Here is a 23,250-nt window from a genome sequence, read left to right on the forward strand (position 1 = left end):
TCGTACGAGCTCTTCTTTAAATATGGCGGTGAGGCGGGGATTGACTCGCTTCGCTCGCCCTGCGGGCAGCCCGCTCACTACGTTCGCGGTCTGTCCAACTGGCTGTCGCCAGTTGTCGAACCCGGTCCGGGATTCTCATCCCCGCCAGGTTGTGCAATATGCGAAAAAAAAGCCCGTACTTTCGTACGAGCTCTTCTTTAAATATGGCGGTGAGGCGGGGATTCGAACCCCGGATACGTTGCCGTATACACACTTTCCAGGCGTGCTCCTTCAGCCACTCGGACACCTCACCAAATTGTTGTTCCTGTCTTGCTGGAACGGGCGCTAATTTAGGGAAATAGTCGCCTCGGGTCAACAAACTTTTTTAAAAAAAAGTGCGTTTATTCAAACTTCAATCAATTTGCGGCTTAAATAAGCAAGTTTCGCTTTTTTTGCCACCGACAGCAGATTTGCTATTCTGATGTTCCTTGCAGATCATAACAATAAGCGCGAATAAATTCCGCTCAACTCTTTTCGGGAGCCAATATGGATATCATCTTTTATCACCCAACCTTTGACTCAAAATGGTGGATTGAGGCGCTGAGTAAAGCGATACCTCATGCCAGGGTCAGAGCCTGGAAAAACGGAGATAACCAGGGCGCGGATTATGCGTTAGTCTGGCATCCTCCAGTTGAAATGCTGGCAGGACGCGATCTTAAAGCTGTGTTTGCACTAGGCGCCGGTGTGGATTCTATATTGAGTAAACTACAGGCACACCCTGAAATGCTTAAACCCTCCATTCCGCTTTTCCGCCTGGAAGATACCGGTATGGGCGAGCAAATGCAGGAATATGCTGTCAGCCAGGTGCTACATTGGTTCCGACGTTTTGACGATTATCGAATCCAGCAAAATGCTTCACACTGGCAACCGCTGCCTGAATATCATCGGGAAGATTTTACAATTGGCATCCTGGGCGCTGGCGTGTTGGGCAGTAAAGTCGCACAGAGTCTACAAACATGGCGCTTTCCGCTGCGTTGCTGGAGTCGCAGTCGTAAATCCTGGCCAGATGTACAAAGCTTTGCTGGAGGCGAAGAGCTGAAGGCATTTCTGAGTCAATGCCGGGTACTGATTAATCTGTTACCGAATACGCCCGAAACCGTCGGCATTATTAATCAACAATTATTCAATCAATTACCAGATGGCGCGTATCTTCTCAATCTGGCGCGTGGCGTCCATGTGGTGGAAGATGACCTGCTCGCGGCGCTGGAAAGTGGCAAGATTAAAGGAGCAATGCTGGATGTTTTTAATCGTGAACCTTTACCGCCGGAAAGCCCGCTCTGGCAACATCCACGCGTCACGATAACGCCACATGTGGCAGCTATTACTCGCCCCGTCGAAGCAGTGGAGTATATTTCGCGCACCATTTCCCAGCTAGAAAGAGGTGAGGCTGTCAGCGGGCAAGTCGACCGAGTTCGAGGCTACTAATAAAGCGCCAGGATTCCTGCTATCCTTGGCAAGAATTGAATACAGGAGAGAGTTATGTATCCCGTCGACCTACATATGCATACCGTTGCCAGCACGCATGCATACAGCACATTAAGTGACTACATTGCCCAGGCTAAACAGAAGGGAATCAAGCTTTTTGCAATTACCGATCACGGCCCGGATATGGAAGATGCGCCGCATCACTGGCATTTCATTAATATGCGTATTTGGCCACGAGTGGTTGATGGGGTAGGGATCCTGCGCGGCATTGAAGCCAACATTAAAAATGTTGACGGTGAAATTGACTGTAGCGGCAAAATGTTTGAGTCGCTGGATTTAATCATTGCTGGTTTTCATGAACCGGTTTTTGCACCACATGATGAAGCGACCAATACGCAAGCGATGATCGCGACTATCGCCAGCGGCAATGTGCACATAATAAGCCATCCGGGCAATCCGAAATATTCCATTGATTTCAAAGCAGTTGCGGAAGCAGCCGCGAAACACCAGGTCGCGCTGGAAATCAATAATTCGTCCTTCCTACACTCGCGCAAAGGCAGTGAAGATAACTGCCGTGCAGTTGCCGCTGCGGTGCGCGATGCTGGCGGTTGGGTGGCATTAGGCTCGGATTCTCATACCGCGTTTACTATGGGTGATTTTGAAGAGTGTCGTAAAATTCTTGACGCGGTTGATTTTCCAGAAGAACGCATTTTGAATGTTTCACCGCGCCGTTTACTCAACTTCCTGGAATCCCGCGGTATGGCGCCGATTGCGGAATTTGCTGAACTTTAATTGCTTTTATGGAAATAAATAAATGAACGAGTTTTCTATCCTGTGTCGTGTACTGGGGTCACTTTATTACCGCCAACCGCAGGACCCTTTACTGGTTCCGCTGTTTACCCTGATTCGTGAGGGAAAATTGGCAGCGAGCTGGCCTCTGGAGCAGGATGAGTTGCTGGCACGCTTGCAGAAAAGTTGTGATATGGCGCAAGTATCTGCCGATTACAATGCGCTGTTTATCGGCGATGAATGTGCAGTACCGCCTTACCGCAGTGCCTGGGTTGAGGGCGCGACGGAAGCGGAAGTGCGTGCTTTTCTTTCAGAACGCGGGATGCCGTTAGCAGATACGCCAGCCGATCACATCGGCACGTTACTGCTTGCGGCTTCCTGGCTGGAGGATCAGTCAACGGAAGATGAAAGCGAAGCTCTGGAAACGTTGTTCAGCGAGTATCTGTTGCCGTGGTGTGGCGCATTTCTCGGTAAAATTGAGGCCCATGCAACCACGCCGTTCTGGCGCACTATGGCACCACTGACCCGCGATGCTATCGGCGCAATGTGGGATGAACTTGAGGAAGAAAAAGAAGAATAAGTGTGATCTTGATCACTAATGAATGCAACATCAAACTCTACGTTGCATAAAATGTGTGCTCGATCTCATTCATGGCCGCGTTTTCTGCTATCATTCGCGGCATGAACATACTTCTCTCTATTGCAATCACAACAGGCATTCTCTCCGGTATCTGGGGATGGGTGGCCGTTTCCCTTGGTTTACTCAGCTGGGCGGGTTTCCTTGGCTGCACGGCCTACTTTGCCTGTCCGCAAGGTGGCCTGAAAGGGTTGGCGATCTCCGCTGCGACGCTGCTTAGCGGTGTGGTGTGGGCAATGGTCATTATTTACGGTAGTGCGCTGGCACCCCATCTGGAAATAGTTGGCTATGTCATGACTGGCATTGTCGCTTTCCTGATGTGTATTCAGGCCAAACAGCTATTGCTGTCATTTGTTCCGGGTACATTTATCGGTGCGTGTGCGACGTTTGCCGCGCAGGGAAACTGGAAACTGGTATTGCCATCTCTGGCGCTTGGGCTGGTGTTTGGTTACGCGATGAAAAACAGTGGGCTTTGGTTGGCGGCGCGCAGTGCTAAGACCGCTAACCATGAGCAACAAGTAAAAAATAAAGCGTGAGAGAATCACGCTTTATATTGAATACGTAAAAGCCGGATTAATACTCCGGCTTTTTTATGGATCAGGATTCCGGCGGTACTGACAGATGGCGGTATTTCACCAGAATGTCATTCTGCAGATCTGCTTTATTCTGCAAATCCCACAGACCGCGGTCGATACCATCATTAATCAGGAAGATAACACCGGTTTCAATCGCCGACATCAGGCATAGCATAACGGGTTCGTTTGAGGTATATCCTACTTCCCCTTCCAGTAGCCGCTGGTAGTCGATAAAGCGGAAGACGCCGGCCTGGACTTCATAGGAAAGAATGGTCTTACTGGTGTTCACTGATGACAGGATTTCACCGGTGCTGACATTAACGACACGCAAGTTCACCGCGATTTGGTCAAGTTGGTACTGCGTATCGGCGCCAATACCGAAGTATCTCGCCCCGGCACCGCCCGATTTCACGTTACTTTCATAACCAATAATCGACCCTTCAACCATGATATTGGCTGCCGTCAGCGACTGTAGCGGGATCCGGTTATTGAGCGCAACGGTGCCATTTTCCTGTGCCGCACGAATAATCTTACGTTCGTTCAGTAAGTTTTGTAGGCCCTGACGCTCCAGCGGTACAAACCAACGCGAATCTTTCAATGCGGTGACCAACATAGCGGTCGCGCTTTGCGGAACTGCGGTGGAGAAGTTACTTGCCGGATAGGGTTTAAATTGTCCAGTTTCATCCTGGATGTTGTATACCGAGACAAAGATTTTGCCCGTTGGCGAAGGTAAATGGGTTAAATCTTTGTAGCTTTGAGCTCGAGGCATTAATGTCGGCTTGGCGGCTTCTTTTGGTGGTGCGGTTAAGCATCCACTCAGCAACATGACTGCAACCAAAACAAATAAGCGCTGCATATTATTTTCCTTACAAAGCTGGGGCTTAAAAATCGGTTGAGTTATTTTGTAATCCCGAAACCTGAATCGTGGACGTTTGACCCGTTTTACGATCGGTTACGTTCAGTTGCAGCTGACCATCCCGGTTGGCAATATCGACGATATATTCGTTAGTCACCATTCGTCCTGGCTGACCTGTATTAATATTTGTCAGCAGCCCACCTAATATTTGTGACTGAATGGCCTGGGTGAAGTTATCTAACGCCGAGGGTGTTTCAATACCAAAGTCATCATTATAGCTAGGGTCTTTATACGAGTTCTGTGCCTGGGCGCTGTTTAGTAAAAAAGCACCATTATTGGGGTTGCCACCAAAATTAGGATTGCGGAACTGGAAGGTCATATTCCCGGCCCAACTTATTGGCGAAATTAGCATGAGTAGAATTACTGCATGTTTGACACGCATTGCAGCCTCCGGACAATTTAATTTAAAATTCATCAGGCGCTAAATCGCCCGTACTCAGTAAAGCCTGACTAATCTGTCGACGGTTCAGTGCTTCTTCAGTTTGTGCCAGTGCAAAGACAACAGTTTTCTCGAAGTCTCTTTTCAATGGGAATAAAAAAGTCTGGAAAATAACGTCCTGATTTACCGTTATGGTGATCCAGCTTCCCCATCGTGCACTGGGCCTTTCATTAATCGTCAAGTTCCCGGTATAGCTACTTTCCCATTTATCACTAAAGGCACGATAAAAATCATGTCCAATGGATGAAACAGTATGGTCAGTTAACAATCCCGGTACTTCTACCTCTACGGCGTGAACATTCCCCGCAGCGAAGAAAATATTCGCTGCTACAATCCAGCATAAATAACGTTTCATGGCTTTATCGCCTGAGGTTATCGTTTGCCCATGAGACTGCTTGAGTCCGGTTTTTGACTGCTATCTTCTTGAAAAGATTATAAAGATGCGTTTTAACCGTATTTTCGCTGATGAACAGCGAACGAGCAATCTCGTTATTGGAGGCGCCGATACGCAGTTTATTAAGGATCTCTTTTTCCCTATGAGTAAGGAGGGCAGATTCCGTGCTGTTATAACGATAGTTACCTGAATGTGTAATCAGATAGCTGGCAAGTTTTTGCGTAAAGTAGCATTCCCCGCGTAAGACGCCTTGCAACCCATTGATGACGCGTTCTTGATCCTCCAGGGCGTAAAAAACACCGTTGATATGAGGCCAGTTTTCAATGTCGCGGTACGGGTAATCGTCTGGAGTATTTAACAACAGTGTTTTGATGTTGTTGTGTTTTCTGCTTAATGTATCTTGCCAGTAATGGATGAGTTTTTTATCTGCTTCCATCATATCCAACAAAATAATGCAGCCAGAAGATATATCGTCCAGAGAACGTTGAATGTTATGTAGTTTTCCTGTGATTGCCAGCGATTGTTTTAAATGCTGCAATAACGCAGTTGCTTGCAAGGAAGGTTTAGTGATTAACAGTAATGTATGACCATGAATACTATGGACTTCATTAAACATGATGAAACCCCGCTCTTTTTATTAATCGCACACCTGACAGCTGCCTTTATTCAATAAAGGCACCAGAAGTACTGACAGATGTTGCACTGCTGTGTGTAGTAATAAATCAACCCTAAATGGGTAAAAAATAAAACTAATGGATTACATCTGATTTCAATCTAGCCATTACAAATCTTAAATCAAGTGTTAAACATGTAACAAAATGTAATCTGGTAATTAAATTTGTTAACATTAAGGGATTGTTAAGTTTGGTAATGATAGAAAAGTTGTACATATGGCTTTTATTGCACAATTTTGAAAAGTCATACAAATACACGTAACTACATGATTATTTTAATAAATGTTATTTATCTCTGGTCCTTTTGTTGCGCTAAAATTGTCTGCATTTTCAGATTCTCTTCATGGACAATTTTTGGCTGCAAATAAACGATGTTTGTGACGGCTTGTCAGGCAAACATATCGACAGAATCTTCGTGAATCATGAGGAGAGATAGTTTGTCGAATTTTCGCGGTCAAAAAACGACGGTTTAAAAGTAAACAAAATAATTTTTGCGTAAATAACAGCGTATTTACGCGAGTTTTAATACTTTGGCATGAGTAAAAAAAGAAAAATACAACGCGCGGGTGAGTTATTAAAAATATTTCCGCAGACATACTTTCCATCGTAACGCAGCGTTAACAAAAAACGGTTTGCGTTAACAACCAAGTTGAAATGATTTAAATTTCTTAAATGTACGACCAGGTCCAGGGTGACAACATGAAAAACAGATTGTTATTTATGATGTTAACAGTACTGGGTGCGCCTGGGATTGCAGCCGCGGCAGGTTATGATTTAGCTAATTCAGAGTATAACTTTGCGGTAAATGAATTGAGTAAGTCTTCATTTAATCAGGCAGCCATAATTGGTCAAGCTGGTGCTAATAATAGTGCACAGTTACGGCAGGGAGGCTCTAAACTTTTGTCGGTTGTTTCGCAAGATGGTAATAACAACCGGGCAAAGATTGACCAGACAGGAGATTATAACCTTGCGTATATTGATCAGGCGGGCAATGCCAACGATGCCAGTATTTCGCAGGGCGCATATGGTAATACAGCAATGATTATCCAGAAAGGTTCTGGTAATAAAGCAAATATTACGCAGTATGGTACTCAAAAAACGGCAATTGTAGTGCAGAGACAGTCGCAAATGGCTATTCGCGTAACACAGCGTTAATTTCCATTCGACTTTTAAATCAATCCGATGGGGGTTTTACATGAAACTTTTAAAAGTAGCAGCAATTGCAGCAATCGTATTCTCCGGTAGCGCTCTGGCAGGTTCTATTCCTCAGTACGGCGGTGGCGGCGGCAACCACGGTGGTGGCGGTAATAACAGCGGCCCGAATTCTGAACTGAATATTTACCAATACGGTGGCGGTAACTCTGCTGTTGCATTGCAGGCTGATGCCCGCAACTCTGATCTGACTATTACCCAGCACGGCGGCGGTAACGGCGCAGACGTGGGACAAGGTTCTGATGACAGCTCAATTGAACTGACCCAACGTGGCTTTGGTAACAGCGCGACACTGGATCAGTGGAACGGTAAAAACTCTGAAATGACTGTTAAACAGTTCGGTGGCGGCAACGGTGCAGCAGTTGACCAGACTGCATCTAACTCCAGCGTCAACGTAACTCAGGTTGGCTTTGGTAACAACGCGACCGCTCATCAGTACTAATATAGAATTTGTATTACAGAAACAGGGCGCAAGCCCTGTTTTTTTTCGGGAGAATAGTATGAACGCGTTATTACTTCTCGCGGCGCTTTCCAGCCAGATAACCTTTAATACAACCCAGCAAGGTGACATGTACACCATTATTCCTGAGGTTACTCTGACGCAATCATGCTTGTGCCGGGTGCAAATATTATCTCTGCGTGAAGGCAGTTCGGGACAAAGTCAGACGAAGCAAGAAAAAACCCTTTCATTACCCGCTAATCAACCCATTGCCTTGACGAAGTTGAGTTTAAATATTTCCCCGGACGATCGGGTGAAAATAGTTGTTACTGTTTCTGATGGACAGTCACTTCATTTATCACAACAATGGCCGCCCTCTTCAGGAAAGTCTTAATGTATTGATAGTTGAGCATAAAATGAGCCGGAAGAGAATGGTCTGATACGAATCGACCACCTGAAAGCATGGATAACACACCCTCAAGGATGATTAATCATTGAGGAAATAGAAGAGATGTTCAGACCGTTATTAAACTCCCTTATGCTTGGCAGCCTGGTTTTTCCTTTTTTTGCAACAGCGGAAAGCAATGCGCAAGGTGGCGTGATTCATTTTTATGGTCAAATTGTGGAACCGGCGTGTGACGTGAGCTCCCTACAAGCGCCAGTTGAAATGACCTGTATGCAAAATGGTCCTGTACAGAGCGAAACGTATTCCAGCAAAGAGCTAATGAGCGGCAAAGTTAAAAATGCGCAAATTGCCTCAGTAAAAGTGCAGTATCTTGATGAGCAGAAAAAGCTGGCTGTGATGAATATCGAATATAACTAAGTTTCTGAACCACTCACGTCGCCGACAAGAAAAATGCGATTTCTCTAAAAACCCTGCTGTACACTTAAGAAACAAGATGGTGTAAGGAGGCGTTATGAAATCGCGTATTCATGTTGTACAGGGCGATATTACCAAACTGGCTGTTGATGTGATTGTTAATGCGGCAAATCCATCGTTGATGGGGGGAGGCGGCGTCGATGGCGCTATACATCGCGCTGCCGGTCCGGCGCTGCTGGATGCCTGTTTAAAAGTCAGACAACAACAGGGCGATTGCCCTACGGGACACGCAGTAATTACCCTCGCAGGCGATCTCCCCGCCAAAGCTGTTGTACACACTGTTGGACCCGTGTGGCGCGGCGGAGAACAAAATGAAGATCAGCTATTGCAGGATGCCTATCTCAATAGTCTGCGACTGGTGGCGGCGAACAGTTATACATCGGTAGCTTTCCCTGCCATTAGTACTGGTGTTTATGGATACCCACGCGCAGCAGCAGCTGAAATAGCAGTAAAAACCGTTTCGGAATTTATTATCCGTCACGCTTTACCCGAGCAGGTATACTTTGTCTGTTATGATGAAGAAAACGCCCATCTCTACGAAAGACTCCTTACCCAACAAGGAGATGAATGATTTGCCTCGGCTGGCGAGCGCGGTGTTGCACTTGTGTTCGCAACATCCAGGACTGTGCGGCATTTTCCCCCTTGATAAAGGTCTGGATGCGTTTGCCGCACGTTATCGCCTGGCAGAAATGGCGGAACATACGCTGGATGTTCAGTATTACATCTGGCAGGACGATATGTCGGGGCGGTTACTGTTTTCCGCTCTGTTAGCCGCCGCGAAGCGTGGCGTTCGCGTTCGTTTGTTGCTTGATGACAACAATACCCCCGGACTTGATGACATTTTACGCTTGCTCAATAGCCACCCGCGGATTGAAGTTCGACTTTTCAATCCTTTCTCATTTCGCTTATTGCGTCCGCTTGGCTATATCACCGATTTTTCCCGTCTCAATCGACGTATGCACAATAAGAGTTTTACCGTCGATGGCGTGGTGACGCTGGTGGGGGGGAGAAACATTGGCGATGCATATTTTGGTGCAGGAGAAGAACCGCTTTTTTCAGATTTAGATGTGATGGCAATGGGGCCGGTTGTTGAGGACGTCGCTGATGATTTTGCCCGCTACTGGTATTGCAAATCAGTTTCACCCTTGCAGCATGTTCTGGATGTGCCAGAAGGTGAAATGGCTGATCGTATTGAACTCCCCGCATCCTGGCATAATGACAGCATCACGCATCGCTATTTGCGTAAACTGGAATCAAGCCCTTTTATGAATCAACTCGTTGAGGGGGCGTTACCGCTTATTTGGGCAAAAACGCGTTTATTAAGTGATGATCCTGCGAAAGGGGAGGGCAAAGCAAAACGCCATTCCCTTCTGCCGCAGCGTCTGTTCGATATCATGGGGTCACCCGGCGAGCGGATTGATATTATCTCTTCCTATTTTGTGCCGACGCGTGCAGGTGTAGCGCAACTGTTACGGATGGTAAGAAAAGGGGTAAAGATAGCAATCTTAACCAACTCACTTGCCGCCAATGATGTCGCTGTGGTGCATGCTGGCTACGCACGCTGGCGCAAAAAATTGCTCCGTTATGGCGTGGAACTCTATGAACTAAAGCCGACGCAGGAACAACCCGGTACACTGCACGACCGCGGAATAACCGGGAATTCCGGTGCCAGTCTGCATGCCAAGACCTTCAGTGTCGATGGCAAAACCGTATTTATTGGTTCATTCAATTTCGACCCGCGTTCAACATTACTCAACACTGAAATGGGCCTGGTAATAGAGAGCAAAATGCTGGCGCAACTGATCGATAAACGCTTTATTCAGAGTCAGTATGATGCGGCCTGGCAGCTGCGTCTGGATCGATGGGGGCGGATTAACTGGGTCGATCGTCGCGGGAAGGAAGAAATTATTCTCAAAAAAGAACCCGCAACCAGTTTCTGGAAGCGGGTTTTGGTCAGACTGGCGTCAATATTACCCGTTGAATGGTTATTGTAAGTGTGGCTCAGCGGGCTGGCGCTTTATCATTCTCGCGCTTAGTGGCCGGTTTTCCGGAGAACAAAAACTTCAACAACGGAATGCGTAAATGAATTTCATACAGAATTATCGCAATCCCTATCACAAATATCAGGCCGCAGAGAAAACCAAGCCAATTTGAGGTGATATGCGGGGTGATGTATGCGCCGAAAAACAGCGTTAACGGGTGGTGAACCAGGTAGATAAACAGCGATGCGTTTACAAAATAGGTCACCCGCGCCGACTGAAAATTGAGCAAACGGTGACCAAAGGAGAAAACCACATTCACCATCCACAAGCCGAGTACCATCGTGATCACCGACTCGGTTTCATACATCCAGGCATCGCCGCTACCGTAACGTTGATTGAGCAAATAGGCGACAAATGCCATTGCTGCAGCGAGTGTGCAACCACGAGAAGGTGTGGTAAACAAGGCTTTAAGATTAGGGAAAATAAAAGCTAATGCACCAAGGATAAAAAACGGCATATAAAACAGCGTCTGCATGAAAATAAAATTGAACATGCCATCGCTTAAAATGGGCGGATAAACGATAAAGAGCGTTCTTCTTATTGCCGCATAGCCGATGCCGAGGCATAAGAAGATCACCGATAGTTTAGCCATTGAGAATTTTTTATTTTTGTTATCGGAATTATCTAAATTGTCTTTGATGCGCTTAAATATCCATATGCAAAGTGTCGTCATGACCACCAATACCAGTAAAAACCACAGGTGCGAAATTAATTCCCAGGCCAGTGTATTATATTTGTCATACAATGACAGGCCAGGCCAGCTTTCTGCTTTGCCTTTGACATACTGCAGCATAATGAATTGCGGCAAGGTCAGCAGAGGAATGGCCGTTAACATCGGGATCCCCACGCGTTCGACACGAACTTTCCACCATTTTTTCAATGGGTAGCGCAAAAAAAGCATGTAGGAAAAATAACCAGAAATAACGAAAAATACCTGCATGCGGAACGAGTGGATGAAATCGTTAAAAAGTGTCAGCCACCAGGACGGCTCTGCGCTATTCACATGCCAGGTGTGGCTTGAATAGATTAAAGAAATATGAAAAGGGATCCCTAACAACATCAACCAGGCGCGGATGGAGTCGAGGAAATATTCACGCTGCGCGGGTACTGGATTCATATATGGTTAACTAATCTCGGATTTTTCGTCTTATCCCTGCCGGGGAATGCCTTTAGGCTTTTGCCATAACAACATCGACCTGACCGCATCTGGCACAGGCTTCGCGGGTGTTTTTGCGCGGCATAGTCACTACCACTAACCAAAATGGAAGCGTCTGTAAGACTGTTGATAAATAAATTTGCTGGCAAACCCTACACGAACTCGCTGCTTCTGTCTTTAGGAGAAGCACGGAAAGTGAAAACGGCCGCAATCAAGTGCTTAATCCATGAGCCAGCATGCTGAATAACGCCGGGATTCTGTTGTCGTAATGGCTGGTTATCCATTAAAATAGATCGGATCGATATAAGCACACAAAGGGGGAAGTGCTTACTTATTATGAAACATAAACTACAAATGATGAAAATGCGTTGGTTGAGTGCTGCAGTAATGTTAACCCTGTATACCTCTTCAAGCTGGGCGTTCAGCATTGACGATGTTGCAAAGCAAGCTCAATCCTTAGCCGGAAAAGGCTATGAGGCGCCTAAAAGCAACTTGCCCTCCGTTTTCCGCGACATGAAATACGCGGACTATCAGCAGATCCAGTTTAATCATGACAAAGCCTACTGGAACAATCTGAAGACCCCATTCAAGCTCGAGTTCTACCATCAGGGTATGTACTTCGACACGCCGGTCAAAATCAATGAAGTTACTGCAACGGCAGTAAAAAGAATCAAATACAGTCCGGATTATTTTACATTCGGCGATGTTCAGCATGACAAAGACACGGTAAAAGACCTTGGTTTTGCCGGTTTTAAAGTGCTTTACCCGATCAACAGCAAAGATAAAAACGATGAAATCGTCAGCATGCTCGGGGCCAGCTATTTCCGCGTGATTGGTGCAGGTCAGGTTTATGGCCTTTCTGCCCGCGGCCTGGCAATTGATACCGCGTTGCCATCCGGTGAAGAGTTTCCGCGCTTTAAAGAGTTTTGGATCGAGCGACCAAAACCGACTGATAAACGTTTAACCATTTATGCATTGCTTGACTCACCGCGAGCGACAGGCGCTTACAAGTTTGTGGTTATGCCAGGACGTGACACGGTTGTTGATGTGCAGTCTAAAATTTATCTGCGCGACAAAGTCGGCAAACTGGGTGTTGCGCCGCTAACCAGTATGTTCCTGTTCGGACCGAACCAGCCGTCTCCGGCGAATAACTATCGTCCGGAATTGCACGACTCAAACGGCTTGTCTATCCATGCCGGTAACGGCGAGTGGATCTGGCGTCCGCTGAATAACCCGAAACATCTGGCGGTTAGCAGCTTCTCTATGGAGAATCCGCAAGGGTTTGGTCTGTTACAGCGTGGCCGCAACTTCTCTCGTTTTGAAGATCTCGACGACCGTTACGATCTGCGTCCAAGCGCCTGGGTAACACCGAAAGGGGAGTGGGGCAAAGGTAGCGTTGAGTTGGTAGAAATCCCGACTAACGATGAAACTAACGATAACATCGTCGCTTACTGGACGCCGGACCAGCTGCCGGAACCGGGTAAAGAGATGAACTTTAAATACACCATTACCTTCAGCCGGGACGAAGACAAATTGCATGCGCCAGATAACGCCTGGGTACAGCAGACGCGTCGTTCAACGGGGGATGTGAAACAATCAAACCTGATTCGTCAACCTGACGGTACTATCGCCTTTGTGGTCGATTTTACTGGTGCAGAAATGAAAAAACTGCCAGCGGATACGCCAGTCACCGCACAAACCAGTATTGGCGATAATGGTGAGATTGTAGAGAGTACAGTGCGTTATAACCCGGTCACCAAAGGCTGGCGTCTGGTAATGCGCGTGAAAGTGAAAGATGCCAAGAAAACCACTGAAATGCGTGCTGCGCTGGTGAATGCCGATCAGACGTTGAGTGAAACCTGGAGCTACCAGTTACCTGCCAATGAATAAAACAACTGAGTACATTGACGCAATGCCCATCTCCGCCAGTGAGAAAGCGGCATTGCCGAAGACCGATATCCGCGCCGTTCATCAGGCGCTGGATGCCGAACACCGCATCTATGCGCGGGAGGATGACTCCCCGCAAGGGTCGGTGAAGGCGCGTCTTGAACAAGCCTGGCCGGATTCACTGGCTGATGGGCAGTTAATTAAAGACGACGAAGGACGCGATCAGCTGCAGGCCATGCCGAAAGCAAAACGTTCTTCTATGTTTCCCGACCCGTGGCGAACTAACCCGGTAGGGCGATTCTGGGATCGTCTGCGCGGACGCGATGTGACACCGCGCTATCTGGCTCGGTTGACCAAAGAAGAACAGGAAAGCGAGCAAAAGTGGCGTACCGTCGGGACAATCCGTCGTTATATCCTGCTTATCCTGACACTGGCGCAAACCGTTGTCGCTACCTGGTACATGAAGACGATTCTGCCGTACCAGGGGTGGGCGTTTATTAATCCGGTTGATATGGTCGATCAGGATCTGTGGGTTTCCTTTATGCAGCTCCTGCCCTATATGCTGCAAACCGGCATTCTGATCCTCTTTGCTGTTCTTTTCTGCTGGGTGTCTGCCGGTTTCTGGACCGCGTTGATGGGGTTCCTGCAACTGCTCATTGGTCGCGATAAATACAGTATTTCTGCGTCGACCGTTGGCGATGAACCGCTAAATCCGGAGCATCGTACGGCATTGATCATGCCCATCTGTAATGAAGACGTGAATCGCGTCTTTGCAGGCTTGCGCGCAACGTGGGAATCGGTAAAAGCCACCGGCAATGCTAAACACTTTGATGTCTACATTCTGAGTGATAGTTACAACCCGGATATCTGCGTCGCAGAGCAAAAAGCCTGGATGGAGCTTATCGCTGAAGTCGGCGGCGAAGGGCAGATTTTCTATCGCCGCCGCCGCCGTCGTGTAAAGCGTAAAAGCGGTAATATCGATGACTTCTGCCGTCGCTGGGGCAGTCAGTACAGCTACATGGTAGTGCTGGATGCCGATTCAGTGATGACCGGTGATTGCTTGTGCGGCCTGGTGCGCCTGATGGAAGCCAACCCGAACGCCGGGATTATCCAGTCTTCGCCGAAAGCATCTGGTATGGATACGCTGTACGCGCGCTGCCAGCAGTTTGCGACCCGTGTTTATGGGCCATTGTTCACTGCCGGTCTGCACTTCTGGCAACTTGGCGAGTCGCACTATTGGGGGCATAACGCGATTATCCGCGTGAAACCCTTTATCGAGCACTGCGCGCTGGCGCCGTTGCCGGGTGAAGGCTCTTTTGCCGGTTCAATCCTGTCGCACGACTTTGTAGAAGCGGCACTGATGCGCCGTGCAGGTTGGGGAGTATGGATTGCGTACGATCTCCCGGGCTCTTATGAAGAGTTGCCACCAAACTTGCTGGACGAGCTAAAGCGTGACCGTCGCTGGTGTCACGGCAACCTGATGAACTTCCGCCTGTTCCTGGTCAAAGGGATGCACCCGGTACACCGTGCGGTGTTCCTGACGGGGGTAATGTCTTATCTCTCTGCGCCGCTGTGGTTTATGTTCCTCGCGCTCTCGACCGCATTGCAGGTAGTGCATGCGTTGACCGAACCGCAATACTTCCTGCAACCACGGCAGTTGTTCCCAGTGTGGCCGCAATGGCGTCCTGAACTGGCGATTGCACTGTTTGCCTCAACAATGGTGCTGCTGTTCCTGCCAAAATTGTTGAGTATTTTGCTCATCTGGTGCAAAGGGACTAAAGAGTATGGTGGCTTCTGGCGCGTCACTTTGTCGCTGCTGCTGGAAGTTCTGTTCTCCGTACTGCTGGCGCCGGTGCGCATGCTGTTTCATACGGTATTCGTGGTTAGTGCCTTCCTCGGCTGGGAGGTGGTGTGGAATTCACCGCAACGTGATGATGACTCCACTTCCTGGGGAGAAGCGTTTAAACGTCACGGTTCGCAACTGTTACTGGGCCTGGTGTGGGCGGTTGGCATGGCATGGCTGGATCTGAGATTCCTGTTCTGGCTGGCGCCGATTGTCTTCTCGCTGATCCTGTCACCGTTTGTTTCGGTGATCTCCAGTCGTGCGACCGTGGGGCTGCGTGCTAAACGCTGGAAACTGTTCCTGATCCCGGAAGAGTATTCACCGCCGCAGGTGCTGGTAGATACCGATCGTTTCCTTGAGATGAACCGTCAACGTTCTCTCGACGATGGCTTTATGCACGCGGTATTTAACCCGTCGTTTAACGCCCTGGCAACGGCAATGGCGACCGCTCGTCACCGCGCCAGTAAGGTGCTGGAAATCGCCCGTGACCGCCACGTTGAACAGGCGCTGAACGAGACGCCAGAGAAGCTGAACCGCGATCGTCGTCTGGTGCTTTTGAGCGATCCGGTAACGATGGCACGTTTGCATTTCCGCGTATGGAACTCTCCGGAGAAATATTCTTCATGGGTGAGTTACTATGAAGGGATAAAGCTGAATCCACAGGCATTGCGTAACCCGGATGCGGCTTCGCAATAAAAACGTAGTTGCCTGATGCGCTACGCTTATCAGGCCTACATCGTTCCTGCAATATATTGAGTTTGCAAGATTTTGTAGGTCGGATAAGGCGTTCACGCCGCATCCGGCAAAAACAACGAGCCAATAAAAATACCGGCGTAATGCCGGTATTTTTTTAGGAAAGAGGTATCAAATGCGTTTCATTGTGGTAGGCATCATGGTTACCTTACTGAGTGGCTGTGGCAGCATCATTAGCCGCACTTTACCGGGGCAGGGGCATGGCAACCAATATTATCCCGGGGTGCAATGGGATGTTCGTGACTCGGCATGGCGCTATGTTACGATCCTCGATCTGCCGTTCTCCCTCGTCTTTGATACCTTACTGCTGCCCATTGATATTCAACATGGGCCATATGAGTAATTAGCGCTCATCCCATTCATCGGCGGCAGCGCGTCCTTCTTCAGTATCCAGAGGCGGCTCAAGCTGAAATTCGCCTTCGTCCCATTCATGCAGCGTATTTTCATCCTGCCATTCCTGGCGGATTTCAATTTCATCATAATCGCCGTCAAAGACGCTTTGTGCAGCTTCACCGCTGAACATTGGCAGACATTCACCTTCTTCGCCTTCATCAGCAAAAAACTCAACCTGCCACATAATGTCGCCATCTTGCAGAATATATTTCTGGACATTGAACTGTTGCACATTTGCTTCATCTGCATCGATTCCGGGGTTGTCAGCAAGAAATTCTTCCCGTGCGGCATCAATGGCTTCTTCAAGCGTTGCGTACATAGTCATCACGATTCTCCCTTTGATTTGATGATGTATTCAGGGAAAGAATAGCTGATTATGCGCTTTTGCAAGTATGAAAGGCGAAAAATCAGCCTGTCACTTGGGGCAATCGGCGGCGACGCAAACTGTTCCAGGAATAAACCGCGTTAAACAACACAACTCCTGCGGTGACCAGAAACACTGCGCGGAAACCATAGTTTGCCGAGATAGCCGCGCCCATCAATGGTCCCGTAACGTTGCCAATATCACGAAATGACTGGTTGTAGCTGAAAATTCGTCCGGCGATTTGGTTTGTTGAGTTATAGACCAGTAGCGTTTGTACTGCGGGGAGTAACGCACCATCGGCGGCCCCGAGTAAAAAGCGTAAAACCCCCAGTTGGAATGGTGTCTGGACGTAAGACATAGGGATTAACAGCAGCACAGAAAAGAGCAGCGCCGTTATCAGGATCTTCTCTGGCCCGATACGATCCCCCAGTTTGCCAAGTCGTGGCGCGCTAAGTAGCGCAGCCACGCCGGGGACCGAGGCAATCATGCCGCTGATAAAAGCAACATTACTGACATTCCCCGCCAGTTCGCGGACATAGAGTGTCAGGATTGGCGCGATTGAACCGGTGGCGACCTGGATGATTAATGTTGTGACAAACAGGCTAAGTACCAGCTTCGGGTTTTTAAGCGATGTCACGACATCCCGCATGTGCAGCATCTCTTTTTTGCTGACTGGCTGGAATTTCTCTTTGATACAAAATAGGGTGACGAAAAAGCAGAGTATTAGCACACTGGCGGTAATAAAAAATACCGGACGTAAGCCGTAGTTATCGGCGAGCAGGCCGCCAGCCATGGGGCCGAGCAGCGCGCCGCTAACCCCACCGGTAGAGAGCGTACCCAGCGCCCAGCCGCTTTTATTGCGTGGAACCTGAGTGGCGATTAGTGCGTTGGCATTAGGGACAAATCCACCGAGCAGACCCAGCAATGCTCGCAGGATCAGAAATTGCCAGATATTTTGCACTACCCCCATCAGCACCATCACGATACCCATCCCGAGGGCAGAGCGCAGGAGCATAATTTTTCGACCTTTGCGGTCAGCTAATCCTCCCCAGAACGGAGAAGCAATGGCAGAAAATAGAAAGGTAATACTGAAGACAATCCCTGACCACATATTTAGCGCCGAGTGGCCCGTAACGCCGAGTTGCTCAACGTAGAGGGGTAAGAACGGCATTACCAGACTGAAGGCGGCGCCGGTAAGAAAACAGCCAAGCCAGGCAACGAGCAGGTTTTGTTTCCAGTTTATGGGAGTGTCATTTTCACAGGGTGACATAGCAATCCGCTGTTGGTGCGCCAGGGCGCGGTGAACAAGAGAATAAAAGATAAGCACACTAATTATGCGCCTGACTTATAAGTGACGCAATGCAGAGAGCTTTTATCGCTAAATCAGGGAATTTGATGCTGATGTGCCGGATGCGATGCTGCGCATCCGGCATAAAGAAGGTTAGTAACGTGAAGGAACGCCTTCCGGGCGCGTTTTGAAGCGGCGATGCAACCACATGTATTGTTCTGGCGCCATCATGATGCATTTTTCGACCACTTTGTTCATCCACGCGGCGGTGGTTTCAGCGTTATCCAGAGGCGGTGAACACTCTGGCGGTAGCATGATCAACTGATAACCTTTGCCGTCCGGCTTACGACGAGGGACAAATGGCACCAGACATGCGCCGGACATTCGTGCCAACATCCAGGTACCGCTAGTGGTTGCCGCCTGCTCAACGGCGAACAACGGCACAAAAACGCTCGAGCGCGGACCGTAATCGTGATCCGGCGCATACCAGACGACTTCACCTTTTTTAAGTGCTTTAATCATCCCTTTTAAATCTTTGCGATCGAGCATCGATTTATTCGAACGCAGGCGGCCCCAGGTTTGCAGCCAGTCGATCAATGGGTTGTCATTCGGGCGATAAACCCCGATCCCCGGCTCCTGCATTCCAAATTGTCGTGCACCGAGTTCCAGCGTCAGAAAATGGATGCCAACTAACAGGATGCCACGCTTTTGCGCCTGCACGTCACGGACATGCTCCATGCCGATAACTTCCGTCCAGCGGGCAACCCGACTTTCTGGCCAGAACCATGCCATGCCGGTTTCCATCAGTCCCATGCCAACGGATTCAAAATTCTTAATCACCATCTGCTGGCGCTCTTGTTCGCTCATTTCCGGGAAGCACAGTTCCAGGTTGCGATGCACAATTTTGGCGCGTCGTTTCATTAAACGTAACGCCAGTCGCCCCGTCGCAATGCCAAGGCGGTAGATGATTGGGTAGGGTAACTGAACGACTAACCAAAGTACGCCAATACCCAACCAGGTTAACCAATAACGCGGATGAAGCAGTGCGGTGGAGAACTTGGGTAGATTCGTCATATCAATCCTGTCTTTCAACCTATACGGGCAATTGTATGTATTGTCGCATTTTTTCGCCCTCAACCAAAATTTGAGGCTGAAGACTGGGCGAAAATGCCGCGCATGTAAACTATTAATAATTTTTAATGCGCAAATGTAGCGTAAAATGTGTGGATGTTAATTTGCGATTATTGCTATATCATGCGCCGGATTTTACTTTCCCACCTCGCAGGAACCGTACACCATGCCAGTGTTACACAACCGAATTTCCAACGACGCACTGAAAGCCAAAATGCTGGCCGAGAGTGAACCGCGCACCACCATTTCGTTTTATAAATATTTCCATATTGCCGATCCTAAAGTGACCCGCGATGCTTTATATCAGCTATTTGCTTCGTTGGATGTTTTTGGCCGGGTCTATCTGGCACATGAGGGGATCAACGCGCAAATTAGTGTACCAGCGAGCAACGTCGAGACATTTCGTGCACAGCTTTATGCTTTTGATCCTGCGTTAGATGGTTTACGCCTGAATATCGCGTTGGATGATGATGGGAAATCCTTCTGGGTGCTGCGCATGAAGGTCCGCGAGCGGATTGTCGCCGACGGGATTGACGATCCTCAATTTGATGCCACCAATGTCGGGGAATATCTGCAAGCGGCGGAAGTGAATGCCATGCTTGATGATCCCGATACGCTGTTTATCGACATGCGCAACCACTATGAATATGAAGTCGGTCATTTCGAAAATGCGTTGGAAATTCCGGCTGATACCTTTCGTGAACAACTGCCGAAAGCGGTTGAGATGATGCAGACGCATAAAGATAAAAAAATCGTCATGTACTGCACTGGTGGCATTCGTTGCGAAAAGGCCAGTGCCTGGATGAAGCATAACGGCTTTAATAAAGTCTGGCATATTGAAGGCGGCATTATTGAATACGCCCGTAAGGCGCGTGAACAAGGCTTACCAGTGCGTTTTGTTGGCAAAAATTTCGTTTTTGACGAACGGATGGGCGAGCGCATCTCTGATGAAATTATTGCACATTGCCATCAGTGCGGCACGCCATGCGACAGCCATACCAACTGTAAAAATGATGGCTGTCACTTGCTGTTTATCCAGTGTCCGACGTGTGCTGAGAAATTCAAGGGGTGTTGTAGTGAGATTTGCTGCGAAGAGAGCGCATTACCGCCAGAAGAACAACGACGCCGTCGAGCCGGGCGAGAAAATGGCAATAAAATCTTCAATAAGTCGCGGGGACGCCTGAATACGACACTGGGCATACCTGATCCTGCGGAATAAACATCATTGCCGGATGCGCGTCATCCGGCAACATTTCAGCATTATTTCTGCTGTACACCTTCCACCGAAATAATCAGATCAACTTCCTGAGAGGCCGGACCTAAATCTGACTTGATATTGAAGTCTTTCAGCTTAATTTTACCTTCAGCTTCGAAGCCTGCACGTTTACCACCCCATGGGTCGTCGCCCTGACCAATCAACTTCGCTTCCAGCGTTACTGGTTTAGTTACGCCATTCAGTGTCAGATCACCTGTGATATCCAGCTCGTCACCGTCTTTTTTTACGCTAGTGGACGTAAAGGTTGCCTGCGGATATTTTGCTGTGTTGAGGAAATCCGCGCTGCGCAGATGTTTATCGCGCTCGGCATGGTTGGTATCTACGCTGGTGGTGTTAATGGTGACATTGACTTTATCGGCAGCCGGATTCTTTTCATCAAACGTAAAAGTACCGTCGAAATCTTTAAAAGTGCCGTAAACCCAGCTGTAGCCCAGATGTTGAATGCGGAAATTGACAAAGGCGTGCTGGCCTTCTTTGTCAATTTTGTAATCGGCAGCGATAGCTGAACCGGCAGAGAACAACAGGGAAGCGAAGGTTAAACCAAGCAGGCTTTTTTTCATTTTTTATACTCCATAGTCAGATGACGACTTTCCCAGAATGCGCTTCAGGGTGTCGTCTTTATCGATGAAATGATGTTTCAGCGCCATAAATCCGTGCATAACTGACAGGACGACGACACTCCAGGCAAACCAGAAATGTAGAGCGCCTGCTAAGTCAGCTTGCGTGCCTGCGTCGGCAAGCGTTGCGGGGATTTCAAACCAACCAAAGATGCTGATGGGTTTGCCATCGGCGGTCGAGATAAGGTAGCCGCTCATGCCAATAGCAAAGAGCAAAAGATAAAGTGCCAGATGGCCTGCTTTCGCTCCGTAGCGTATACCGGGAGAATAGCTTTTCAGTGGGCCAGGCGGAGGAGAAATTAAACGCCAGAGAACGCGAATAACCAGCCCCATCATTAATAGAATACCGATGCTTTTATGCAACTCTGGCGCCTTATGATACCAACCGTCGTAATAACTTAACGTTACCATCCACAAACCTAAAGCAAACATGCCATAGACAATAATTGCCGTTAGCCAATGCAAAGCGGCAGAAATAACACCATAGCGTTGAGGGGAATTTATGAATTGCATAACTGCATCCAGAACATATTCACGAGGTAATGAAAATGGCCTGTCATGAGATGAATTGCAACTTAAAAACAACAATCCGAATGATATTTATTTTTATTTCAATAATTTTGATTTAATAATGAAAGAATCTTCATAAGTTTAGTGGTTCCAGGCTGAGGGATGTCTGGTGAATGCTGTTGCGACTGGAATAAGCTTATTCAAATTTTCACGCCAAATGAAAGGGAGATTAAATTTTTGTCAGTTTGTGTCAGCGCCTGGTGATTAAAAATAAAACACATAGATCAGATCCATAATCGCCAATACCCCCCAGAGAAAAAGATAAAGCATGAGATGTTCGCGAATATTATTGATGAGATAGTTCACCAGGCGACGCATTAAAAGCTCCTGTAAAAACGGCCTCAACTTAGAGGCCGTGATGATGATTATTGGAAGCGGGAAAGCCGGAATGGCGTTAAATCAAAATCGATTTTTTTGTCTTGCGCAAAATCAGCGGCTATTTCCCCTAATACCGAAGCAAATTTAAAGCCATGCCCACTCAGGCCGGTAATCAGTAGCGTATTAGCGTGTCCTGGTAGGGTATCGATAATAAAATCTTCGTCAGGCGAATTATCATAGGTGCAAGCAGCGCCATACAGGCAGCAGCCGATACCTGGCAACACACTACGTAAGAATGGGAAAGCTTCGGAACCGTCACTGTCGATTTCCGCAAACGGAACACGTTCATCCGCTGAATGAATGACCTGACCACCGTTATGTTTCCCAATCTTCAGAGCATCGTTTTCCGCCGGAAAACCGTAGTATTGATCGCCATTGGGCAATTCACCGGTAAAGGCCGGGAATTTATTCTTCACGCTATAGCGGCCATCGGCCTGATACCAGGCGAATACTTTACGTACGGGCTGGATGGGCAGTTCTGGTAGCAGCTCTTTTACCCAGGTACCTGCACAGACGATCGCTTTCTTTGCCTGGTACTCGCCGTCCGCCGTTTCAATAGTTACGCTGTTATCGTCATGACGAATTGCGGTGACCGGACAGTTAAACAGTTGTGCGCAGCCAGCTTCATTCGCCAGTTTGATCCAGGTTTTAATCGCCAGTTCGCTGCGTAAAAAACCGGAATCGGCCTCAAATAGCCCGATATAGTTGTCAGGGACGCGTATTTCCGGCCAGCGGGCCATAATTGTCTGTGCATCCAGTTTTTCGACGTTGAGTTGCCATTGTTCCGCGCTGTGGGCGACATTGGCGAGAAACTCGGAGTCAGCAGGGCCGAGGTTGATGACGCCGGAGCGCACAAAAACGGGGTCTTCTTCGTTGTGACGGGAGAGTTCTTCCCACAGGGTTTGCGCACGGAGTACTAGCGGGACATACTTTTCGCCTTCGCCATAAGCATGGCGAATTAATCGCGTATCTCCGTGGTGGCTGCCGTGTTGATGTGGCGGCATATGGCTGTCGGTCATCAGCACTTTCAAACCGGCCTGGGTGGCATAATACCCGGCTGCAGCGCCTACGGAACCGCTGCCAATAATGATGAGATCGTATTTCATTTTTTTCTCTCTGCTCTCATGGTTTAA

Annotated in this window: 26 protein-coding genes and 1 tRNA gene; 14 read left to right on the plus strand and 13 right to left on the minus strand. The window is 48.3% G+C overall.

The window, feature by feature from the left end; all coding sequences use genetic code 11:
• Positions 1 to 204: 204 nt before the first annotated feature.
• Positions 205 to 292 (minus strand) — tRNA-Ser (locus FEK50_RS17255).
• Between the two features lie 233 nt (positions 293 to 525).
• Here FEK50_RS17255 and ghrA point away from each other — a divergent pair.
• The 4 genes from ghrA (at position 526) to FEK50_RS17275 (ending at position 3,426) form a co-directional block, all read left to right on the plus strand.
• The gene (gene ghrA, locus FEK50_RS17260) at positions 526 to 1,464 is read left to right on the plus strand and encodes a glyoxylate/hydroxypyruvate reductase GhrA (RefSeq protein ID WP_130205454.1); all 939 of its coding nucleotides are present in this window, start codon (positions 526 to 528) and stop codon (positions 1,462 to 1,464) included.
• A 54-nt stretch (positions 1,465 to 1,518) separates the two neighbouring features.
• The gene (ycdX, locus tag FEK50_RS17265) at positions 1,519 to 2,256 is read left to right on the plus strand and encodes a zinc-binding phosphatase (protein WP_130205456.1); all 738 of its coding nucleotides are present in this window, start codon (positions 1,519 to 1,521) and stop codon (positions 2,254 to 2,256) included.
• A gap of 22 nt (positions 2,257 to 2,278) precedes the next feature.
• Entirely contained in the window at positions 2,279 to 2,833 is a 555-nt protein-coding gene (ycdY, locus tag FEK50_RS17270; RefSeq protein WP_130205458.1) for a molecular chaperone YcdY, read from the plus strand.
• 101 nt (positions 2,834 to 2,934) lie between these two features.
• The gene (locus tag FEK50_RS17275) at positions 2,935 to 3,426 is read left to right on the plus strand and encodes a DUF1097 domain-containing protein (protein ID WP_130205460.1); all 492 of its coding nucleotides are present in this window, start codon (positions 2,935 to 2,937) and stop codon (positions 3,424 to 3,426) included.
• Positions 3,427 to 3,487: 61 nt separating this feature from the next.
• Here FEK50_RS17275 and csgG read toward each other — a convergent pair whose 3' ends face one another.
• From csgG to csgD, 4 genes are read right to left on the minus strand one after another with little or no spacing between them, the layout of a single operon-like run.
• The gene (gene csgG, locus FEK50_RS17280; RefSeq protein ID WP_130205462.1) at positions 3,488 to 4,321 is read right to left on the minus strand and encodes a curli production assembly/transport protein CsgG; all 834 of its coding nucleotides are present in this window, start codon (positions 4,319 to 4,321) and stop codon (positions 3,488 to 3,490) included.
• 25 nt (positions 4,322 to 4,346) lie between these two features.
• Entirely contained in the window at positions 4,347 to 4,763 is a 417-nt protein-coding gene (csgF, locus tag FEK50_RS17285; RefSeq protein ID WP_130205464.1) for a curli production assembly/transport protein CsgF, read from the minus strand.
• 22 nt (positions 4,764 to 4,785) lie between these two features.
• Positions 4,786 to 5,175 (minus strand): curli production assembly/transport protein CsgE, encoded by a 390-nt coding sequence (csgE, locus tag FEK50_RS17290; protein ID WP_130205465.1) that lies wholly within the window; start codon positions 5,173 to 5,175, stop codon positions 4,786 to 4,788.
• A 4-nt stretch (positions 5,176 to 5,179) separates the two neighbouring features.
• Complete coding sequence (csgD, locus tag FEK50_RS17295) at positions 5,180 to 5,830, minus strand: biofilm master transcriptional regulator CsgD (protein WP_064528493.1); 651 nt, start codon at positions 5,828 to 5,830, stop codon at positions 5,180 to 5,182.
• Positions 5,831 to 6,587: 757 nt separating this feature from the next.
• Here csgD and csgB point away from each other — a divergent pair.
• From csgB to clsC, 6 genes are all read left to right on the plus strand, one after another.
• Complete coding sequence (gene csgB / locus FEK50_RS17300; protein ID WP_130205467.1) at positions 6,588 to 7,043, plus strand: curli minor subunit CsgB; 456 nt, start codon at positions 6,588 to 6,590, stop codon at positions 7,041 to 7,043.
• A gap of 40 nt (positions 7,044 to 7,083) precedes the next feature.
• Entirely contained in the window at positions 7,084 to 7,542 is a 459-nt protein-coding gene (gene csgA / locus FEK50_RS17305; protein ID WP_000771421.1) for a curli major subunit CsgA, read from the plus strand.
• 58 nt (positions 7,543 to 7,600) lie between these two features.
• On the plus strand, positions 7,601 to 7,933 hold the full coding sequence (gene csgC / locus FEK50_RS17310; RefSeq protein ID WP_000992819.1) for a curli assembly chaperone CsgC: 333 nt from the start codon (positions 7,601 to 7,603) through the stop codon (positions 7,931 to 7,933).
• A gap of 117 nt (positions 7,934 to 8,050) precedes the next feature.
• Positions 8,051 to 8,362, plus strand: coding sequence for a type 1 fimbrial protein (locus FEK50_RS17315; RefSeq protein WP_131162260.1), 312 nt, complete (start codon positions 8,051 to 8,053; stop codon positions 8,360 to 8,362).
• Positions 8,363 to 8,456: 94 nt separating this feature from the next.
• Positions 8,457 to 8,990 carry an O-acetyl-ADP-ribose deacetylase gene (gene ymdB / locus FEK50_RS17320; RefSeq protein WP_131162259.1) on the plus strand — a complete coding sequence of 178 codons (534 nt, stop codon included), beginning with the start codon at positions 8,457 to 8,459 and terminating at the stop codon, positions 8,988 to 8,990.
• Positions 8,932 to 10,413 (plus strand): cardiolipin synthase ClsC, encoded by a 1,482-nt coding sequence (gene clsC, locus FEK50_RS17325; RefSeq protein ID WP_131162258.1) that lies wholly within the window; start codon positions 8,932 to 8,934, stop codon positions 10,411 to 10,413. The genes ymdB and clsC overlap by 59 nt, the downstream gene beginning before the upstream one ends.
• Before the next feature lie 7 nt (positions 10,414 to 10,420).
• Here clsC and mdoC read toward each other — a convergent pair whose 3' ends face one another.
• On the minus strand, positions 10,421 to 11,578 hold the full coding sequence (gene mdoC, locus FEK50_RS17330; protein WP_131162257.1) for a glucans biosynthesis protein MdoC: 1,158 nt from the start codon (positions 11,576 to 11,578) through the stop codon (positions 10,421 to 10,423).
• Between the two features lie 393 nt (positions 11,579 to 11,971).
• Between mdoC and mdoG the strand changes: the two genes are divergently transcribed.
• The 3 genes from mdoG to FEK50_RS17345 all read left to right on the plus strand — a co-directional run bounded on the left by mdoG (position 11,972) and on the right by FEK50_RS17345 (position 16,443).
• The gene (gene mdoG / locus FEK50_RS17335; RefSeq protein WP_130258319.1) at positions 11,972 to 13,507 is read left to right on the plus strand and encodes a glucans biosynthesis protein MdoG; all 1,536 of its coding nucleotides are present in this window, start codon (positions 11,972 to 11,974) and stop codon (positions 13,505 to 13,507) included.
• A complete protein-coding gene (gene mdoH, locus FEK50_RS17340; protein ID WP_130205479.1) occupies positions 13,500 to 16,043 on the plus strand; it encodes a glucans biosynthesis glucosyltransferase MdoH in 2,544 nt (847 codons plus the stop codon). Before mdoG ends, mdoH begins: the two co-directional genes overlap by 8 nt.
• Positions 16,044 to 16,215: 172 nt before the next feature.
• Positions 16,216 to 16,443, plus strand: a complete 228-nt coding sequence (locus tag FEK50_RS17345) for a YceK/YidQ family lipoprotein (protein ID WP_130205481.1) — start codon at positions 16,216 to 16,218, stop codon at positions 16,441 to 16,443.
• On the opposite strand, the gene FEK50_RS17350 is transcribed toward FEK50_RS17345, so the two are convergent.
• From FEK50_RS17350 to lpxL, 3 genes are all read right to left on the minus strand, one after another.
• Entirely contained in the window at positions 16,444 to 16,818 is a 375-nt protein-coding gene (locus FEK50_RS17350; RefSeq protein WP_130205483.1) for a MysB family protein, read from the minus strand.
• 82 nt (positions 16,819 to 16,900) lie between these two features.
• Entirely contained in the window at positions 16,901 to 18,127 is a 1,227-nt protein-coding gene (mdtG, locus tag FEK50_RS17355; RefSeq protein ID WP_130205485.1) for a multidrug efflux MFS transporter MdtG, read from the minus strand.
• A gap of 171 nt (positions 18,128 to 18,298) precedes the next feature.
• Positions 18,299 to 19,219, minus strand: a complete 921-nt coding sequence (lpxL, locus tag FEK50_RS17360) for a kdo(2)-lipid IV(A) lauroyltransferase (protein ID WP_130205487.1) — start codon at positions 19,217 to 19,219, stop codon at positions 18,299 to 18,301.
• Between the two features lie 223 nt (positions 19,220 to 19,442).
• On the opposite strand from lpxL, the gene FEK50_RS17365 reads away from it, so the two are divergent.
• Positions 19,443 to 20,495, plus strand: coding sequence for a rhodanese-related sulfurtransferase (locus FEK50_RS17365; RefSeq protein ID WP_131162256.1), 1,053 nt, complete (start codon positions 19,443 to 19,445; stop codon positions 20,493 to 20,495).
• 41 nt (positions 20,496 to 20,536) lie between these two features.
• On the opposite strand, the gene FEK50_RS17370 is transcribed toward FEK50_RS17365, so the two are convergent.
• From FEK50_RS17370 to solA, 4 genes are all read right to left on the minus strand, one after another.
• Positions 20,537 to 21,112 (minus strand): YceI family protein, encoded by a 576-nt coding sequence (locus FEK50_RS17370; protein WP_064528519.1) that lies wholly within the window; start codon positions 21,110 to 21,112, stop codon positions 20,537 to 20,539.
• 3 nt (positions 21,113 to 21,115) lie between these two features.
• Positions 21,116 to 21,682, minus strand: a complete 567-nt coding sequence (locus FEK50_RS17375) for a cytochrome b (RefSeq protein WP_131162255.1) — start codon at positions 21,680 to 21,682, stop codon at positions 21,116 to 21,118.
• Positions 21,683 to 21,943: 261 nt separating this feature from the next.
• Positions 21,944 to 22,057: a YceO family protein gene (locus FEK50_RS17380; RefSeq protein WP_001253741.1), complete on the minus strand. Its 114-nt coding sequence runs from the start codon at positions 22,055 to 22,057 to the stop codon at positions 21,944 to 21,946.
• Between the two features lie 47 nt (positions 22,058 to 22,104).
• Positions 22,105 to 23,223 carry an N-methyl-L-tryptophan oxidase gene (solA, locus tag FEK50_RS17385; RefSeq protein WP_131162254.1) on the minus strand — a complete coding sequence of 373 codons (1,119 nt, stop codon included), beginning with the start codon at positions 23,221 to 23,223 and terminating at the stop codon, positions 22,105 to 22,107.
• Between the last annotated feature and the right edge of the window lie 27 nt (positions 23,224 to 23,250).

The organism is Escherichia sp. E2586 (assembly GCF_005781105.1).
Taxonomy (GTDB): domain Bacteria; phylum Pseudomonadota; class Gammaproteobacteria; order Enterobacterales; family Enterobacteriaceae; genus Escherichia.